This window comes from Herbaspirillum sp. meg3 (assembly GCF_002257565.1).
Taxonomy (GTDB): domain Bacteria; phylum Pseudomonadota; class Gammaproteobacteria; order Burkholderiales; family Burkholderiaceae_D; genus Herbaspirillum.
The window spans coordinates 4,910,600-4,928,488 of record NZ_CP022736.1 but is presented as its reverse complement, the minus strand read 5'-3'; the positions used below and the strand labels follow the sequence as shown (position 1 = coordinate 4,928,488).

The window sequence follows — 17,889 nt, the reverse complement described above, 5'->3', positions numbered from 1 at the left end:
CCAAAGCGCGAGACACAAAAACTCAGGGGAGCAAGCGCATCATGGGGAAAATGAAAATCGGCAAACGGCTGGCATTGGGATTTGCCGTGATCATGCTGCTGTCCATTGTCATTACGGCGATTGGTATCTGGCGTCTGCAAGTGGTGTCGGATGTCACGCGGGCGATGGTCGAGCAGTCGGCGCGCAAGGAGCGGCTGATCTCCAGCTGGTACGGCAGCTTGCGGGCAGGGATCGTGCGCACCATCGCGATTTCGCGCAGCGCCGATCCGACGCTCAAGACCTACTTCATCGACGAAGCCAAGGCCTCGACCAACAACTCCACACGACTGCAAAAAGAGATCGGCGAGTTGCTCAGCAGCGAAGAAGAGAAGGCCTTGTTTCAGAACATCGGCGAGCGTCGCAAGGTGTATCTGGCATCGCACTACCACATCCTCGATCTGAAATCGGCCGGCAACATCGAAGAAGGCAATCGCATCCTGGATCAGGAGTTCGTGCCGCTGGCGAAGAGCTATCAGGATTCCATGCTCAAGCTGTTGGAGCTGGAACAGCGCGATATCGACAAGACCACCCAGCAGATCGACGACATCGCTGCCAGCAGCCGTCGCCTGCTGCTGATCCTGGAGGGAGTGGCGCTGCTGCTCGGTTGCTTCTGCGCCTGGTATCTGACAGTGGGAATTACACGTCCGATCAATATTGCGCTGGGCATCTCGCGCCGTGTTGCCGATGGCGACCTGACGACGCAGATCAGTGATGTCGACGGAAAAGGCGGCAAGCGTGGCGATGAAGTCGGCCAACTGCTGTCATCGCTGAACGATATGAACGGCAGCCTGCGCAACATCGTCAGCAATGTCCGCACAGGCACGCAGACGATCGCCATCGCCTCCAGCGAGATCAGCACCGGCAACCACGATCTGTCGGCGCGTACCGAGCAGCAGGCCAGCGCACTGGAAGAAACCGCATCGGCGATGGAAGAATTGATTTCCACCGTGCGTCAGAATTCCGATAATGCCGACACCGCCAGTCAGTTGGCCTCGGCGGCATCCGGCATTGCCGTCGAAGGCGGCGAAGTGGTTGGGCGCGTAGTGGCGACGATGACCGCGATCAATGGTTCGTCGCGCAAGATTGTCGACATCATCAGTGTGATCGACGGCATTGCCTTCCAGACCAATATCCTAGCCTTGAACGCGGCTGTCGAAGCGGCACGCGCCGGCGAGCAGGGGCGAGGATTCGCCGTGGTGGCGAGTGAAGTCCGCAGCCTGGCGCAACGCAGCGCCACCGCCGCCAAGGAAATCAAGCTGCTCATCGACGACTCCGTAAAGAAAGTTGGTGACGGCAGCATACTGGTCGAGCAGGCCGGCGCGACCATGGAACGCGTGGTCGACAGCGTCCGTAAGGTTGCCGAGATCGTCGGCGAAATCAGCCTCGCCAGCCGCGAGCAATCGTCCGGCATCGAGCAGGTCAACGACGCCATCAGTCAGATGGACGAGATGACCCAGCAGAATGCCGCGCTGGTGGAGCAAGCCGCAGCAGCGGCGTCCTCCATGCAGACCCAGGCTGCGGCGCTGGCGCAGTTGGTGAGTGTATTTTCGCTGGATCACGCCTCTCGTTTGCCGTCGGTATTGCCTCACTACGCTGCCGCCCGGCTGGCCTGAGCCGCAGCCGCAGCGGGGTCGCATCAGAGTCTCGATGGCGGATGCGGTAAAATACGAGATCGGCACAGCCCCTTGCTGGCGCCGATCCGGCTTACGCATTGCCTCCTACGCAACAATCTGACATCTCCCTTTCTGAGCGCTCCTTGCTTCCCATGCTTTATTGCTGAGCGTTTTTCCTGCAGGTCGTCATCTCTGTTTCGCCTTTGGCGGGTGTGCAAATTGCATCTTTCTGACCTCGTCAGACAATTCGCCGGCATCAGACTACGGATAACGATCAATGAACAAAATTTCTTTTCGGGATGAGTGGCTCTCGAATCCCAAAGCCAACGTCCTGGCCGGGCTGACCTCGTCCTTTGCGCTGGTGCCGGAGTGCATCGCTTTTGCACTGGTGGCGCAGCTCAATCCGCTGATGGGTTTGTATGGCGCTTTCATCATCTGTACTGTGACGGCGTTGTTCGGCGGCCGTCCAGGGATGATTTCCGGTGCGGCGGGTTCGATGGCGGTGGTGATTGTGGCGCTGGTGGTGCAGCACGGCGCGCAGTATTTCCTCGCAACGGTGCTGTTGAGCGGCGTGCTGATGCTGCTGTTCGGCGCCTTGCGCCTGGGCAAGCTGGTGCGCATGGTGCCGCATCCGGTGATGCTGGGCTTCGTGAACGGGCTGGCTATTGTCATCGCCATGGCGCAACTGGAACACTTCAAACAGACGACACCGGATGGTGTGCACTGGCTGCAAGGCACACCGTTGCTGGTCATGGTAGGGCTGGTGGTCGTCACCATGCTGATCGTCTATCTGTTGCCGCGCGTGACCAGGGCGATTCCTCCGGCGCTGGCCGCCATCGTCGGCATTGGCGTGTTGAGCCAGGTGCTGCATCTGCCTACACGCACGCTGGGCGACATGGCGCACATCGCCGGCAATCTGCCGATTTTTCATTTCCCGGAAGTACCGCTCACGATGGAGACGCTGCGCATCATTGCGCCGTATGCCGTGCTGATGGCGATTGTCGGTCTGCTGGAAACCTTGCTGACCTTCAACCTTACCGACGATATTACCGAGACGCGCGGCCAGGCCAATCGTGAATGTCTGGCGCTGGGCGCGGCCAATGTCCTCTCCGGCGTGTTCGGTGGCATGGGCGGTTGCGCCATGATCGGCCAGACCATGATCAACCTCGGTTCGGGCGGCCGCTCGCGCCTGTCCGGTGCTATCAGCGGCGTGATGATCCTGTTGTTCATCCTGTTCCTGTCGCCGTGGATCGAGCGCATTCCGCTGGCAGCGTTGGTGGGCGTGATGTTTGTGGTGGCGCAGGAAACTTTTGCCTGGGGATCGCTGCGCGTTTTGGGCAAGGTGCCGCGCCATGATGCGCTGGTCATCGTGGCCGTCACCGTCATTACTGTCTTCACCGATCTGGCAGTGGCGGTGTTGTGCGGCATCGTGATTGCCGCGCTCAATTTCGCCTGGCAGCATGCGCGTGAAATCCGCGCCGACATCGTGCAAGCGGGTGCGGATGAAAAGATTTACCAGTTGCACGGTACGCTGTTCTTCGCATCGACCACGCATTTCCAGGAAATGTTCGACGCGCAACGCGATCCGCATCGTGTGGTGCTCGATTGCCGTCATCTGCATCTTGCCGACCATTCGGCGATTGCTGCGTTGGAGGCCTTGTCTGAACGTTATGGCAAAGCAGGCAAGCAATTGCACATGATGCATTTGTCCAAACGCAATCAGCAACTGCTGCAGCGCGCAGGCATGGATGTCACCCAGTTGGACGTTGCCGCAGCCGCCCACTGATCTTCTCGGTTGTTATTCCGGCGTCTGCTCTTCAAGACTGGTGCTGTGTGCGCCGTCATCGTTCTGATGAATACGCACGATCCGCACGCTGGCAGGCTGCGCCGTCAGCATGCAGATTTTACCGGTGCGCTTGCAATGATCCTGCACGCGCCAGTACGCGCCGTGGCTCAGGCAACCGGTCTGGCAGATCACCAGGTCGGCGGCGACAATACTGGCTTCCAGTGCGGCGATTTCTTCCGGTTCAGCCGACAGTTTTTCTTCTGCAACGACATTCTCTGACGGCATGTTCGCACTCGCCGGAAGAGAGATGGTCGGCCGCAATTTTTCTCGCATCAATTCCTGCAAACGCTTGCTCAGCTCCTTCACCCGTCGCGCTAGCGTGGCGCGTTGCGGCAGATCGGGGATGGCCGCTTCCAGCGCAGCACGGTCTTCGTAAGCCCAGGCCAATGCGGTATCGCGCGCGATGATCGCGGCGCGCATGCGCATAGCCTCGGCCTTGAGGCCGGTGATTTCGGCGGCCTGTTCCTGAATCAAGGCGCTGCAGCGGGTTTGTACGCGCGCCAGATGCGACACCAGCGTGCGCTGTTCGCGTTCCAGCAGCGTGACGTCCTGATTCTGCATGTTCATGCGAAGCTCCTTGTTGCCTGCCGTCGTCATTGCAGTGCGGCTTGATAACGCCGCGCGACTTCCGGCCAGTTCACCACGTTGTAGAAGGCGCCGATGTATTCCGGACGGCGGTTTTGATAGCGCAGGTAATAGGCATGCTCCCACACGTCGAGGCCGAGGATGGGCGTGTTACCGTTCATCAGTGGGCTGTCCTGGTTGCCGCTGCTTTCCACCACCAGCTTCTTTTGCGGCGTCACGCTGAGCCACGCCCAGCCACTGCCGAAGCGTGAGATCGCGGCCTTGGTGAACGCCTCCTTGAAAGCGTCGAAACCGCCGAGTTCGGCATCCATGGCGGCCGCCAGTTTGCCGTCGGGGTTGCCACCGCCATCAGGCGACATGATCTGCCAGAACAGCGAGTGATTGGCGTGGCCGCCGCCCTGATTGACGACTGCGGCCTTGATGTTGTCCGGTACTTCCTTGACGCGCGAGACCAGTTCTTCAACACTCAGTTTTTCCCAATCGGTGCCGGCAACGGCGGCATTGAGATTATTGATATAAGTCTGGTGATGCCTGGTGTGATGGATTTCCATCGTTTGCGCATCGATGTGCGGTTCCAGCGCGTCGTAGGCGTAAGACAGGGCAGGCAGGCTATAGGGCATGGTTTTCTCCGGTTGTAAGTCATGGCCGGCGTGAAGGCCGGGATGAATAAGGGAGGCTGCCGGATAGGTGGCGGTATGTGCTGCTGGATTGACTGTGCTGGCTGAAACAGCGCTGGCGCTCGTGCGGTGTTGCGGCTGCGCGCGGTGAAACATACGGGGCGCAGGCACGGACGAAGGACCTCGATTTTAGATGAAAATGGGAATCCGATATCCCTACGTTTCATAGGTTTTTCAGTGCATTCCAGCGGACGCAAAAAAGCCGGCATGCGCCGGCTTTTCGATCGGGCTGATATCCGCTATGCAACTAGAATCCGAGATAATCCATCTTGCCGATGACCACACCCTTGTGACGCAGGATGTCGTAGGCGGTCGTGACGTGGAACAAGAAGTTCGGCAGCACAAACGTGAGCAGATAAGCCTGGCCGGTGAACTTCGTTTCCTGGCCGCGCAGCTTGATGATGATTTCGCGTTCTTCGCTGCCGTCGAATTGTTCCGGCTTCACGGCGTCGAGGAAAGCGATGGTCTTGGCGATGCGCTCCTGCAATTGCGGGAAGGTGGTTTCTTCATCGGCAAAGCTTGGCGGCTGGATTGCCGTCAGACGCGAGGTGCCGAGTTTGGCGGCGTCGCTGGCGCGCTGGACTTGTCCGATCAGCGAATACATGTCGTCGTACAGACGTGCATTCAGGAGTGTTTCCGGATCGAGCTTGTTTTCTTCTGCATGGGCGGCGGCCTTGTTGAGCAAGGTCGACAGAATGTTCAACGCGCGGGTGAATACGGGGATGGAAGCCTGGTACATGGTGAGCGACATAGTGACTCCTGGAATAAATGTGGCAAAGCTGCGGTAGGCACCTTGCCTATGTTGGATAACAACTACACAACAACGGCTGCTTCTATTTTCTGTCGATGATAAAGACAATGCAAAGCAACCGCAGGGAATAAAAAAACCGACCAGTTCAGCATGGGCTACCGAACCGGCCGGCAAGGGGACGAAACACCTCATGGCGATCTACTGCATCAATGGCAGTAGACCGCCCTTACATACTTACATTTTGCTGCCGGCAGCGTCGTTCTTCGCCTGTGTTTCCGTCGCTGTCAGCGGGCCATGCCAGCCACCGCCGAGTGCGCGGATCAGGTTAACGGTCGAGCGAGCACGTTCACCATCGAGCTGAACTGCAGCGCGTTGCTGTTGCAGTACGGTACGGTCGGCATCGATCACGTTGAAGTAGCTGACCGAACCTTCGCGGTACTGCAATTGCGACAGCTTGGCGGCGCGGTTCGACGCCGACACGGCGTCATCTTGTGCGCGCGTCTGGTCGCCCAGGATGCGCAGGCTGGCGAGGTTGTCTTCCACTTCACGGAAGGCCGTCAGGACGGTCTGGCGATAGTTGGCGACATCTTCTTCATACGCAGCGCGGGCACGATTGACGCCGGCTTCACGACGGCCGCCGTCGAAGATCGGCAAGGTCAGCGCGGTGCCCACCAGCGGACCCAGCAGGAAGGTACGGCTGGACCAGTTGAACAGGTCGCCCAGCTTGGCCGACTCATAACCCAGACCACCGGTCAGATCCAGACGCGGGAACCAGGCCGAACGGGCCACGCCGACGCGGGCATTGGCGGCGGCCATGGCGCGTTCAGCGGCGGCGATGTCGGGACGGCGTTCCAGCAGGTCGGACGGCAGACCTGCGGGGATCGTGATCGACAGACGTTGCAACGGTTGCGGCGTGAAGTTGAACTCGGCCGGCGTCTTGCCCAGCAGGATCGCCAGTGCGTGTTCTGCATTGGCGCGCTGACGGGCGATGCCGAAGGATTCCGATTGCGCGGAAGCCAGTTCGGACTTGGCGCGGGCGACGTCGACTTCACTGATGTCGCCTTCATCGAAGCGGCGTTGAACCAGCTTCAGCGATTGCGTGCGCAGATCGACGGTGCCGCTGTACAACGCTTGCTCGGCATCCAGTTCGCGCAGCAGGAAATATTGCTGCGCGACGTCGGCTTGCAGCGCCAGACGCACCGAATGGAACAGCGCTTCGCTGCGTTGTGCATCGGCGGTTGCCGCATCCACGGTGGAGGCGACGCGGCCGAACAGGTCGGCTTCATACGACACGCCCAACTGTGCACGCCAGAGGGTGTTCGGCGTGGTGTTGGCATCCGGCGCCAGACCTTGTGAGGCCGGCGACGGACGTTGACGGGTCGCGCCGAAACCGGCGTCGATTTGCGGGAACAGACCTGAGCGTGCGTCTTGGCGCAGGGCGCGCGATTGTGTCAGACGGGCGGCGGCGGCCTTCAGGTTCTGATTGGCTTCGAGCGCCTGGACTTCCAGGGCGTTGAGGCCTTCATCGTTGAAGATCTTCCACCATTCGCCGCGGGCCATGTCTTCCGCAGGTTGTGCGGTCTTCCAGTCGGAAGCAGCCTTTGCGTCAGCAGCTTCCTTGTAGGCGACCGAGGTGTTCACGGCGGGGCGCTCGTAAGTCGGCGCCACCGAGCAGCCTGCCAGCACCAGCATGGCTGCCAGCAGGACAGAACTGATCCGGACGGGCTTGAGCAACTTATTGCCCATGCCTCCGAGGTTATTGATTGAGAGTGCGTTCATTTTATTTTCCTTTGCTCATTGGCCGCGATTAACGACCATCGTGCGAATCGGCTGGTGCGACATGCGTGCCTGCAGTCAGCGGCGCTTCATGCTTGTGGGCAGAGTGCAGTTTCTTGCTGCCGCCGATGCTACGCAGCAGCACATAGAACACCGGCGTCAGGAACAGACCGAACAGCGTCACACCCAGCATGCCGAAGAACACCGCAATACCCATCGCATGACGCATTTCCGAACCGGCGCCCGACGAAGTCACCAGCGGCACCACGCCCATGATGAAAGCGATCGAAGTCATCAGGATCGGACGCAGACGCAGACGGCTGGCGTCGATCGCAGCACGGATCACGGTGCTGCCTTGCAGTTCCAGTTCGCGGGCAAATTCCACGATCAGGATCGCGTTCTTCGCCGACAGACCCACCAGCACCATCAGACCGATTTGCGTAAAGATGTTGTTGTCGCCCTTGGTCAGCCAGACACCGGTCAGCGCCGCCAGAATGCTCATCGGCACGATCAGGATCACGGCCAGCGGCAGAGTCAGGCTTTCATACAGCGCAGCCAGCACCAGGAACACCAGCAGCACGCTGATCGGGAACACCCACACGCCGGCATTACCTGCGAGGATCTTCTGATAGGTCAGGTCAGTCCATTCGAAACGCACACCGCGTGGCAGGGTTGCTGCAGCAACGCGTTCAGCCGCTTTTTCAGCCTGATCCGACGAGTAACCGGGAGCCGGGCCGCCGTTGATGTCGGCAGCGGTAAAGCCGTTGTAGCGCACGACCATTTCAGGACCGAATGTCTGCTTGACCTTGACCACCGAAGACAACGGCACCATGTCGCCTGCGGCATTGCGGGTCTTGAGCTGGCCGATGTCGTCAGCCTTGGCGCGGAACGGTGCATCAGCCTGGGCACGCACCTGATACACACGGCCGAAACGGTTGAAGTCGTTGACGTACAGCGAACCCAGATAGATCTGCATGGTGTTGAACACATCGGTCACGGGAATGCCGAGCTGCTTGGCTTTCACGCGGTCGAGGTCGACGTCCAGCTGCGGCACGTTGATCTGATAGCTCGAGAACATCGGACCCAGCGCCGGTTCCTTGGCAGCGGCCTTCATGAAGGCTTGTGCCGCAGCGTCCAGTTCAGCGTAGCCGACTGCACCGTGATCTTCGATCTGCATCTTGAAGCCGCCCAGCGTACCCAGACCCATCACCGGCGGTGGTGGGAACACGGCCGTGAAGGCTTCCTTGATGCCGCCGAATTTCTTGTTCAGCGACATGGCGATGGCGGTACCCGACAGTTCCTTGCTCTTGCGTTCGTCGAAGGGTTTCAGACCGACGAAGACGATACCGGCAGATGAGCTGTTGGTGAAACCGTTGATCGACAAACCAGGGAAGGCAATTGCGCTGTCTACGCCAGGTTCTTTCAGCATGATGTCGCTCATCTTGCGCATCACATCTTCGCTGCGGTCGATCGACGCGCCGTTAGGCAATTGTGCAAAGGCCACCAGATATTGCTTGTCCTGGCCCGGTACGAAACCGCCCGGCACGATGTAAGCGATACCCACGGTTGCCGCCAGCAGCAGGGCGTACACGCCCATCGCCGAAGCCTTGCGCGAGATCACGCCGGTCACGCCCTTGCTATAACCTTCCGAAGCGCGGTTGAAGAAGCGGTTGAAGCGGACGAAGAAGCCGCCGAGGTAGCGGTCCATCTGACGTGTCAGCCAATCCGGCTTGGCGCCATGGCCCTTGAGCAGCATCGCAGCCAGTGCCGGCGACAGTGTCAGCGAGTTGAATGCCGAGATCACGGTCGAAATCGCAATCGTCATCGCAAACTGCTTGTAGAACTGACCGGTCAAACCTGTCATGAAGGCCAGCGGAACGAACACCGCCACCAGTGTCAGCGCAATCGCAATGATCGGGCCGGACACTTCCTGCATGGCACGATACGTTGCTTCACGCGGAGACAGACCTGCGCCGATATTCCGCTCGACGTTCTCCACCACCACAATGGCATCGTCGACCACAATCCCGATGGCGAGCACCATGCCGAACAGCGACAGGGCGTTGATGGAATAACCGAAACCCAGCATCAGCGAGAAGGTACCGACAATCGACACCGGCACGGCCAGCAGTGGAATGATCGATGCACGCCAGGTTTGCAGGAAGATGATCACTACAATCACGACCAGCGCAATCGCTTCGAGCAGGGTATGCACGACGGCTTCGATACTTGCACGGACGAACTGGGTCGGGTCATACACGATCTTGTATTCGACCGACGATGGGAAGTCTTTCGACAGATCCTTCATCGCGGCGCGCACTTGCGTCGACACGTCCAGCGCATTGGCGCCAGGTGCCTGGAAGATCGGGATCGCCACCGCAGGCTTGTTGTCAAGCAGCGAGCGCAGACCGTATTCGGAAGCGGCCAGCTCAACCCGGGCAACGTCGCCCAGCTTGGTGATGGCGCCGTCAGGTGCACTCTTGAGGATGATTTCGCGGAACTCTTCTTCGCTCTTCAGGCGACCTTGCGCGTTGACGGACAATTGCACCGGCACGTCAGGCGAGCTTGGTGATGCGCCGATCACACCGGCGGCAACCTGCACGTTTTGTTCGCGGATAGCCTTGATCACGTCGCTGGCGGTCAGACCGCGCTGCGCCACCTTGTTCGGGTCGAGCCAGACGCGCATGGAGTAGTTGCCCGAACCGAACAGGCCCACTTCACCCACACCCTGGATACGCGCCAGACGGTCTTTCACGTTCAGCACCGCGTAGTTGCGCAGGTAGGTCGTGTCGTAACGGTTGTCCGGCGAGATCAAGTGAACCACCATGGTCAGCGTCGGCGAGCTCTTGATGGTCGTCACGCCAAGACGCTGCACGTCTTCCGGCAGACGCGGCAAGGCTTGGGCAACGCGGTTTTGCACCAGTTGCTGCGCCTTGTCGGGATCGACGCCGAGACGGAAGTTGACTGTGATGGTCAGGTTGCCGTCGCTGTTGGCTTGGGACTGCATGTAGAGCATGTTTTCCACGCCGTTGATCTGCTCTTCCAATGGCGAAGCCACGGTTTCAGCGATGACCTTCGGATTGGCGCCCGGATACGACGCGCGCACCACGACCGATGGCGGCACCACTTCCGGATATTCGGAAATGGGCAACTGGAACATGGCCAGCACCCCGGCCAGTAACAGCAGTATCGAGAGCACGCCCGCGAAAATCGGGCGGTCGATAAAGAATTTTGAAATGTTCATGGGAATTCCCCGTTAATAAGCTTTTTGAACCGGATCTTTTGGAGCTCAGTATTAGATTTCTGATGAGCGCGTCTTAAGCTTTCTTGTCTGCCTTGGCGCCTGCAACCTTGACCATCGGCACCACGTTCGGTGCGACGGTGTCGCCCGGACGGACGCGTTGCAGGCCGTTGACGACGATGCGTTCGCCCGACTTCAGGCCGCTTTCGATAACACGCAGGCCATCCTGGTTGGCGCCGACGCGGACTTCACGGTAAGTAGCGTGGTTTTGCTTGTCGAGCACCAGCACGAAACGTTTGTCCTGATCGGTGCCGAGCGCTTTTTCATCGATCAGCAATGCTTCACGCGGTGCGCCGCCGCCAAGGCGAATGCGGGCATACAGGCCTGGCAGCAACTGGCCGTCGGCGTTGTCGAAGACAGCGCGCACGCGGATCGTGCCGGAGGAAGTGTCGATACGGTTGTCGATCGAACCGACTTTGCCTTCGCGTGAGTAAGCATCCTCATTGGCCAGACCCAGGAACACCGCAACCGATGTGCCTTTGGCGCGTGCCGGATTGACGTACTTCAGGAAGCTTTGCTCATCGACATCAAACGATGCATAGATCTTCGACATCGACACCAGTGTCGACAGCGCCGGTGTCGCGGAGCCGACCGAAACGATGTTGCCGACGGTGATTTCGGCGCGCGACATGCGGCCGGAGACCGGTGCGGTGATTTGCGTGTATTCCAGATTCAGCTTGGCCGAACGCAGGGCGGCTTGCGCTGCTTGCACGTTGGCGGCGGCTTCACGGGAAGCGTTTTGCTTTTCTTCGTAATCGCGCTTGGCGATGGCGTTGTCACCCAGCAGGCGTTGACCGCGCGCTACATCCGATGCGGTGTAGGCGGCACGGGCTTCGGCGCCGGCCAGTTGCGCCTGCGCGCGAGCGACTTCCGCAGCGTAAGGACGTGGATCGATGGTGAACAGCACATCGCCCTTTTTAACCATTGCGCCATCCTTGAAGTGCACGGCGGTCAATGTGCCGGACACCAGAGGACGGATCTCGACGCGGTCGACTGCTTCCAGACGGCCGGAGTATTGCTGCCAGTCAGTGATCTGTTTGCTGACGACTTCAGCGACGTCGACGCTGGCGGCTTGCGGCGCTTGCTGTGCAACGGCGGTGGAATCGACACCGATGGCCGACAGGGTGCCGGCGACGGCGATGGCGATGACAGTCAGTACGGCCGCTGTGGCCAGATAGCGATTGCGGAATGTTGGAGCAGGGGTTTGGATATCGTTAGACATGGTGGACCTCATTAAGAAGGTTGGAAAGCAAGGTTTGTGGGGCCTGTACCGGACACGCTGAAGCGGCGGCGCAGGAATTCGACGATTTCTTTAAGCAGGGGAATGTGAGTACGCAGCGCGCCGTGCGTGATACCGGCGAAGCGCGCAACCTGTGTATGCACGCCTGCGCGGATCAGCGACGAGGCGTATTTCTCCGCTTCGGTATGCAGCACGTCACATCCGGCCGTGGCGATATAGGCCGGCGGCAATCCCGCCAGGCGGCTGGCTTCCAGCGGTGCGGCGTAAGGGTGCAGGCGTTGCATGGTTTGCGGCAGGTACTGGCGGTAGCCGGCGGCACATTTCTCTGCGGTGATATCGGAATTCAGTTGTTTGGCGTCGCCCAGCAAGGTCATGCTGGGGTCAAGCATCGGGCTGATCAGCACTTGTGCGGCAAACGGCGCGGCGCAGCGATCGCGCGTGATCATGGTCAGGCTGGCGGCGAGGTTGCCGCCGGCGTCGTCGCCCGCGACCGCGATGCGGCTGGTGTCGATGTGCAGATCGGCGGCATTCTTCACAGCCCAGCAGCAGGCAGCGTAAGCGTCTTCCGGCGCTGCCGGGAAGGGTTTCGCCGGCGCCAGTGCGTAATCAACCGACAGCACGACCGCGTTGCTGTGCTGTGAAATGTATTGTGCTTGCAGGTCCGCATCGTCAAGCCCGCCGGAGACGAAGCCACCGCCGTGGAAATACAGCACCAGAGGCAGCAGGGGGCCGGACTTGCTTTTCAGTTTCAGCTTCGCTTCGCCGTTTGCCAGCGGGTGATACAGGCGCACAGGGATGCGTCCGATCGGGCCGGGGACGGTGAAGTTGCTGATGGCTGATTTAACAACCGATTCTTGTAAAACTTCCATGATGTGGTGGCTGGCCAAAAAGCCAGTTTCGCTAGATTGAAGCGGATTGTGCGCCACAGCATGGGGACGGATAAAGCAGGCAAAATCAACAACACTGTTCGCCACTGCCGAACAATAGGCGTAAAATGATCGAATTAGTTCGATTAAAATCGCGGGCGAGCCAATGCTGCTGCGGTTCTTGGCTGTTTTTGAATTAGCCGGCGAAGCCCTCAAAAAGCCCGTCAATGGCAGCAAAAGATGGCAAATTGGCAGTGAAAAACGCGTTTTTGGCGCTGTTGCAAAACAATCGCCGACGCGGATTTGTACAAATTCGGCGACATTGTTGAGAGAGATGTCGTTGCTCTGGAGAACCAAATGGACAGATTTCAAGCAATGCAGGTCTTTACGGCCGTGGTCGACGCCAACAGCTTTACGCGCGCGGCCGACAACCTCAATTTGCCGCGCACCACGGTGACGACGATTGTGCAGGGACTGGAAAGTTTGCTGCAGGTGCGTTTGCTCAATCGCACGACGCGCCGCATCAGCCTCACGCCCGATGGCGCGGCTTACTATGAGCGATGTGTGCGCATCCTGGCCGAGGTCGACGAGACCGAAGCATCGTTCCGCAATGTCACGCGCGGCCCGCAAGGACGCCTGCGCATCGACGTGCCGGCATCCATCGGACGCCTGCTGTTGCTGCCCAATCTGTGCGACTTCTATACCAAGTACCCGGACATCGAACTGGTCATGGGCATGAGCGACCGTCCGGTCGACATGGTGCAGGAGGCGGTCGATTGCGTGATCCGCGTTGGCGATTTGCAGGACTCCAGCATGGTGGCGCGCCGCATCGGCACTTTCCAGGCCGTGACCTGCGGTTCTCCGACCTACTTCGAGCGCCACGGCATGCCGCACACCATTGACGATCTGCAGAATCACAAGTCGGTGCATTACTTCTCCAGCCGTACCGGCCGCACCATCGACTGGGACTTCATGGTCGAGGGTACGACCCAGGAAGTGAAGATGGCCGGCAAGCTCTCGGTCAATGACGGCGATGCTTACGTGGCATGCGCGCTGCAAGGTTTCGGCCTGGTGCAGGCGCCGCTGTATATGATTCAGCCTTACCTCGAAGACGGCCGTCTGGTCGAAATCCTGTCGCAGTGGAAGCCGGTTCCTATGCCGATTTCCGTGGTCTACCTGCACAACCGGCACTTGTCGCCCAAGGTGCGCGCCTTCGTTGACTGGGTCGCCGAACTGTTCGCCACCTGTCCGCTGCAAAAGGGCTGCCAGATGGGCATGGCCGACGAGGCCAAGGAATGCCACTTCACCGCCAAGCCCGAGAGCAATACCATTCGCGCTGTGATCGAACAGCACAACATCGCCGAGAGCGTGTTCTAAGGCGCTCTTTCCGGTTTGTGTCTTTCCATGCAGCGGCCCGCCCGGCATCGGGCGCGTCGCTGTTTTTGCGTGGGCGATTGCTTGCATGTGCGTCCTTGTTCGTTCGGCCAGGTGTATCGACAGCTCTGCACGCTGCAATATGGAAGAAAGCAGCGCATCCTTCCGCCGGGAAGGGCGAAAAGTAGTTGGTCGATGGTGTCTGGAAAGTTAGTGAAGAGCCGAAGTCGGAGCGCGAATGCTCGCGCCGCTTATCGGCGGTCCGGTGAAGCACTGTCTTGCATGGTCGGACCGGAAACGGTGCGACAGACAGTTTGAATCATGTGTTTTGGCGTGAAGAGATTATGCGCGCAGCGCAGCAATTTACGTTTGCTGAAAGCTGCCGAATATTTGCCTGATTCTCCAAGATGATGGGGGATTGGGCAGTTTTTCATGATTCCGGATTGAATTCTGCTCGTATTGAGAACCGGGGTTGTTGAGGCGACTCAGAAAAATATCCGGATTTCAGAAATACGAGCAGGCCGGGAAAGCTGTGCTGCCTGCCAGTAAGGAAAAGGCTTTGCAGCTTGTCATTTTAAGCGGCACACAAATGCAAGGTGTCTCCATCCATGTTGCATTTTGACTTGAGGTTGGCTGAAAATCGGGATCGTGGATCAGGCTCGGATACCTAATTCTCCTGAATATTTGCCTATTTCTCCATTTTCTGGCGATGGAGATTCAGGCAAGTCTGCAATCTGGAGTAAGCTGAATGCCTCCCCCTCTTTCATCCGAAGCCGCCATGGATCTCAACGACGCTCCCACCGATCTGGACTATAACGCCGACGCGCCTGTGCCTCCTTCGTCGGCGGCCGTCATTGTGGACGGCGAAGCAGACGAACGGCTGCGTGCGGCGCAGCGCGAGTTGGTCGCGCTGATTTACCGCCTGACGGAAGGCGTTGAAGGCTCACTGGAAACCGGTATAGAAGGCTTCTTCCTGCACCGCATTACCAATCCGCAAGGACCCAAGCATGCGGTGCAAAAGCCGGTGTTTGCAGTCATCGCCCAAGGCGCCAAACGCTTGTTCGTCGGCGACGACATTTACGACTATGACCCGATGCACTATCTGGTGTCGTCGGTGGATTTGCCGATGGTGGGCAAGGTGACCGTCAGCAGCTCCGAGACGCCCTATCTGGGTTTGCGCATCGATCTCGACACCAAGGAAATCGGTTCGCTGATCGGCGACGAGCATTTGCCGCAAGGTATTTCGTCGGATGCTTCGCGCGGCTTGTTCGTCAATCGCCTCGACGCCACGCTGCTGGATGCCGTATTGCGGCTATTGCGCCTGCTGGATACGCCACGCGATATTCCTATCCTGGCGCCCATGGTCAAACGCGAAATCCTGTATCGCCTGCTGATGAACGGGCAGGGTGCGTTGCTGCGCCAGACCGTGCTGCAAGACAGCCAGATGAACCGCATCGCCAAGGCTATCCGGATGATGAAAGAGAACTTTGTCCAGCCTCTGCGTGTGGATGACATCGCGCGCGATGTGCACATGAGCGTGTCGTCGCTGCATCATCATTTCAAGGTGGTGACGGCGATGAGTCCGCTGCAATACCAGAAGAATCTGCGCCTGCAGGAAGCGCGCCGTCTGATTCTTGCCGACGACGTCAGTGTGGCGCTCGCCTCGCAAGCGGTGGGCTACGAGAGTCCTTCGCAGTTCAGCCGTGAATACAGCCGCATGTTCGGTTCGCCGCCATTGCGCGACAAGCGGCGCTGGCTGGAAGAAGAGGCGCCGATTCTTTAATTTTCTGTGCGCCGGCAGGAATCGGGGCAAGGCGCTAGAATCGTCTTCCTCGCTTCCTTTGACCTGCATTCCATCCTTATCGGAGACACACCATGCAATATCGACGACTCGGCAAAAGCAATCTCAAAGTCTCGGCCTTGTGCCTGGGCACCATGATGTTCGGCGACCAGACTGCGATTGACGAAGCGCGCAATATCGTCGCGTCGGCGCGCGAGCATGGCGTCAACTTCATCGACACCGCCGACGTCTACAGCAAGGGTAAGTCGGAAGAGATGGTCGGCAAGTTATTGCAAGGGCAGCGCGGTGACTGGATATTGGCAAGCAAGCTGGGCAATCCCATGAGCAGCGCGCCGAATCAGTCGCACTATTCGCGCCACTGGATTGCGACCGAGACCGACAATATCCTGCGCCGCCTCGACACCGATTACCTCGACGTGCTGTACATGCACCGCGACTATCACGAAGAAAATCTGGAAGAAGCGATCCAGGCGCTGGGCGACCTGATTCGTGCAGGCAAGATTCGCGGCTTCGGCGTGTCCAACTTCCGCGGCTGGCGCATCGCCGAGATTGCCCGTCTGTGCGAGAAGAACAATGTTCCGCTGCCACTGGTATGCCAACCCTATTACAACTTGCTCAACCGCATGCCGGAAGTGGAAATTCTGCCGGCTTGCCACAACTATGGTCTCGGCGTCGTACCCTACAGCCCGATCGCACGCGGTGTGCTGACCGGTAAATACAAGCCGGGCCAGGCACCGGATCAAAACACGCGCGCCGGCCGTGGCGACAAGCGCATCATGGAAACGGAATTCCGTGAAGAGTCATTGATCATCGCCGAGCGTCTGCAGGAGCACTGCACCGCGCGCGGTGTCAAGCTGGGGCAATTTGCGACCGCGTGGGTATTGGCCAATTCAGTGATCAGCAGCGTGATCGCAGGCCCGCGCACGCTGGCGCAGATGGAAGACTATTACGACGCCGTCGACCTGAAAATTTCTACGGAAGAAGAAGCGATGATCGATGCGCTGGTGACGCCGGGGCATTCCTCGACACCGGGTTACAACGATCCGGGTTATCCGTTCTTTGGCCGCGTTCCCTTCAAATAAAACACAGTCGGCCCCGTGATGGGGCCGACTGCGAATCAAGAAAATCTGAATCAACTTAGCTGGAAGTCGCCGGGGAGATCTTTCTCGGATGCACGGCAAACTCCTCTTGCGCCTGTTGTTCTTGCTCTGCGCGGCGTTCTTCGCTCCTGCACAGATTGAGCATCATGAAATGGCTTTGCGGGCCAGGATCGCGGATGAGTGTGCAGGTAGGTACGGACTGCGCCTTTTTTGCGACTGCGAGCGTCAGGTGAGCCGATCCTGACGGAGAGATTTGCGTGTCGCCATGGCGTGCGAGCGTCTTGCCGGTTTCATCGATGGATGTTGCCTGGGCGCTGTCAGAGACAACGTCGATGCTGATGCTTTTGACGATACGCGTGGCGCAGCCGTTGTCGACGTGCATATCATCGATGTTGACGCTTGCTTGCTCGGTCTTGCGCACGCGTTGGCCATCTTGCGTCAGGTAAGTGACGCGGTCGCTGATTTCAGGGAATTCCTTTACCGCCAGATGCAGCTGCGCAGCTTCCATGGCGCAGGCACGATAGGTCTGTTCGGCGGCGCGCAAGGCGTCGCCTTGCGGCAATGTGTCCCAGCTGCTTGCTTCTTTGGTTGAGGCGGCCAGTGTGGGGCCACGTGGAGCGAATTCGTTATGGCAGGCGCTCATCAGCAATGTTGCCGTGATCAGTGCAATGCTGGTCAGCGAAAGTCGGTTGATTCGGTTCGTCGAAAGCACCATCGTATTCCCCTGTTATTTCCCTGCTCAACGAGGCGTCGGCTCACGATGAGCTAGCCTGTCGTCGATGTTTCCGGAGGAGATTATGCGAGTTCCCTGCTGACGCTTAAATAAGATAATTCTCAAAAATCGGTCGTTGCTCCCATAAGCAAAAAAACTGTCAGTGATATTTTCTGCGAATGTGGATCTCCCGTCGAAAAATGACGAT

13 protein-coding genes are annotated in these 17,889 nt (G+C 59.0%); 5 read left to right on the top strand and 8 right to left on the bottom strand.

All coding sequences use genetic code 11. The features are described from left to right. Window positions 1-41 precede the first annotated feature (41 nt). Entirely contained in the window at window positions 42-1,652 is a 1,611-nt protein-coding gene (locus hmeg3_RS22190) for a methyl-accepting chemotaxis protein (RefSeq protein ID WP_094565674.1), read from the top strand. A gap of 277 nt (window positions 1,653-1,929) precedes the next feature. Then, entirely contained in the window at window positions 1,930-3,438 is a 1,509-nt protein-coding gene (locus hmeg3_RS22185) for a SulP family inorganic anion transporter (protein ID WP_094565673.1), read from the top strand. A gap of 12 nt (window positions 3,439-3,450) precedes the next feature. On the opposite strand, the gene hmeg3_RS22180 is transcribed toward hmeg3_RS22185, so the two are convergent. From hmeg3_RS22180 to hmeg3_RS22150, 7 genes are all read right to left on the bottom strand, one after another. Next, the gene (locus hmeg3_RS22180) at window positions 3,451-4,065 is read right to left on the bottom strand and encodes a DUF2325 domain-containing protein (RefSeq protein WP_094566509.1); all 615 of its coding nucleotides are present in this window, start codon (window positions 4,063-4,065) and stop codon (window positions 3,451-3,453) included. A gap of 26 nt (window positions 4,066-4,091) precedes the next feature. Continuing rightward, window positions 4,092-4,703: a superoxide dismutase gene (locus hmeg3_RS22175; RefSeq protein WP_094566508.1), complete on the bottom strand. Its 612-nt coding sequence runs from the start codon at window positions 4,701-4,703 to the stop codon at window positions 4,092-4,094. Window positions 4,704-5,007: 304 nt separating this feature from the next. Further along, window positions 5,008-5,511: a DUF1993 family protein gene (locus hmeg3_RS22170; protein WP_094565672.1), complete on the bottom strand. Its 504-nt coding sequence runs from the start codon at window positions 5,509-5,511 to the stop codon at window positions 5,008-5,010. Between the two features lie 234 nt (window positions 5,512-5,745). After that, a complete protein-coding gene (locus tag hmeg3_RS22165; RefSeq protein WP_304441838.1) occupies window positions 5,746-7,290 on the bottom strand; it encodes an efflux transporter outer membrane subunit in 1,545 nt (514 codons plus the stop codon). A gap of 28 nt (window positions 7,291-7,318) precedes the next feature. Next, window positions 7,319-10,531 (bottom strand): efflux RND transporter permease subunit, encoded by a 3,213-nt coding sequence (locus hmeg3_RS22160; protein ID WP_094565671.1) that lies wholly within the window; start codon window positions 10,529-10,531, stop codon window positions 7,319-7,321. 73 nt (window positions 10,532-10,604) lie between these two features. After that, on the bottom strand, window positions 10,605-11,810 hold the full coding sequence (locus hmeg3_RS22155; RefSeq protein ID WP_232511776.1) for an efflux RND transporter periplasmic adaptor subunit: 1,206 nt from the start codon (window positions 11,808-11,810) through the stop codon (window positions 10,605-10,607). Window positions 11,811-11,821: 11 nt separating this feature from the next. Next, a complete protein-coding gene (locus hmeg3_RS22150) occupies window positions 11,822-12,697 on the bottom strand; it encodes an alpha/beta hydrolase (protein ID WP_198361740.1) in 876 nt (291 codons plus the stop codon). Window positions 12,698-13,051: 354 nt separating this feature from the next. Between hmeg3_RS22150 and hmeg3_RS22145 the strand changes: the two genes are divergently transcribed. The 3 genes from hmeg3_RS22145 to hmeg3_RS22135 all read left to right on the top strand — a co-directional run bounded on the left by hmeg3_RS22145 (window position 13,052) and on the right by hmeg3_RS22135 (window position 16,951). Then, on the top strand, window positions 13,052-14,071 hold the full coding sequence (locus hmeg3_RS22145) for a LysR family transcriptional regulator (RefSeq protein WP_094565670.1): 1,020 nt from the start codon (window positions 13,052-13,054) through the stop codon (window positions 14,069-14,071). Window positions 14,072-14,846: 775 nt separating this feature from the next. Continuing rightward, window positions 14,847-15,851 carry an AraC family transcriptional regulator gene (locus hmeg3_RS22140; protein ID WP_094565669.1) on the top strand — a complete coding sequence of 335 codons (1,005 nt, stop codon included), beginning with the start codon at window positions 14,847-14,849 and terminating at the stop codon, window positions 15,849-15,851. A gap of 92 nt (window positions 15,852-15,943) precedes the next feature. Then, window positions 15,944-16,951, top strand: a complete 1,008-nt coding sequence (locus tag hmeg3_RS22135) for an aldo/keto reductase (protein WP_094565668.1) — start codon at window positions 15,944-15,946, stop codon at window positions 16,949-16,951. 55 nt (window positions 16,952-17,006) lie between these two features. On the opposite strand, the gene hmeg3_RS22130 is transcribed toward hmeg3_RS22135, so the two are convergent. Next, window positions 17,007-17,684: a hypothetical protein gene (locus hmeg3_RS22130; protein ID WP_094565667.1), complete on the bottom strand. Its 678-nt coding sequence runs from the start codon at window positions 17,682-17,684 to the stop codon at window positions 17,007-17,009. Window positions 17,685-17,889: the final 205 nt, after the last annotated feature.

Coding starts and splice junctions, on each gene's coding strand:
- hmeg3_RS22175 (WP_094566508.1), bottom strand. CDS start 4,703: ATGCCCTATAGCCTGCCTGCCCTGTCTTACGCCTACGACGCGCTGGAA.
- hmeg3_RS22155 (WP_232511776.1), bottom strand. CDS start 11,810: ATGTCTAACGATATCCAAACCCCTGCTCCAACATTCCGCAATCGCTAT.
- hmeg3_RS22180 (WP_094566509.1), bottom strand. CDS start 4,065: ATGAACATGCAGAATCAGGACGTCACGCTGCTGGAACGCGAACAGCGC.
- hmeg3_RS22130 (WP_094565667.1), bottom strand. CDS start 17,684: ATGGTGCTTTCGACGAACCGAATCAACCGACTTTCGCTGACCAGCATT.
- hmeg3_RS22160 (WP_094565671.1), bottom strand. CDS start 10,531: ATGAACATTTCAAAATTCTTTATCGACCGCCCGATTTTCGCGGGCGTG.
- hmeg3_RS22145 (WP_094565670.1), top strand. CDS start 13,052: ATGGACAGATTTCAAGCAATGCAGGTCTTTACGGCCGTGGTCGACGCC.
- hmeg3_RS22190 (WP_094565674.1), top strand. CDS start 42: ATGGGGAAAATGAAAATCGGCAAACGGCTGGCATTGGGATTTGCCGTG.
- hmeg3_RS22150 (WP_198361740.1), bottom strand. CDS start 12,697: ATGGAAGTTTTACAAGAATCGGTTGTTAAATCAGCCATCAGCAACTTC.
- hmeg3_RS22140 (WP_094565669.1), top strand. CDS start 14,847: ATGGATCTCAACGACGCTCCCACCGATCTGGACTATAACGCCGACGCG.
- hmeg3_RS22135 (WP_094565668.1), top strand. CDS start 15,944: ATGCAATATCGACGACTCGGCAAAAGCAATCTCAAAGTCTCGGCCTTG.
- hmeg3_RS22185 (WP_094565673.1), top strand. CDS start 1,930: ATGAACAAAATTTCTTTTCGGGATGAGTGGCTCTCGAATCCCAAAGCC.
- hmeg3_RS22170 (WP_094565672.1), bottom strand. CDS start 5,511: ATGTCGCTCACCATGTACCAGGCTTCCATCCCCGTATTCACCCGCGCG.
- hmeg3_RS22165 (WP_304441838.1), bottom strand. CDS start 7,290: ATGAACGCACTCTCAATCAATAACCTCGGAGGCATGGGCAATAAGTTG.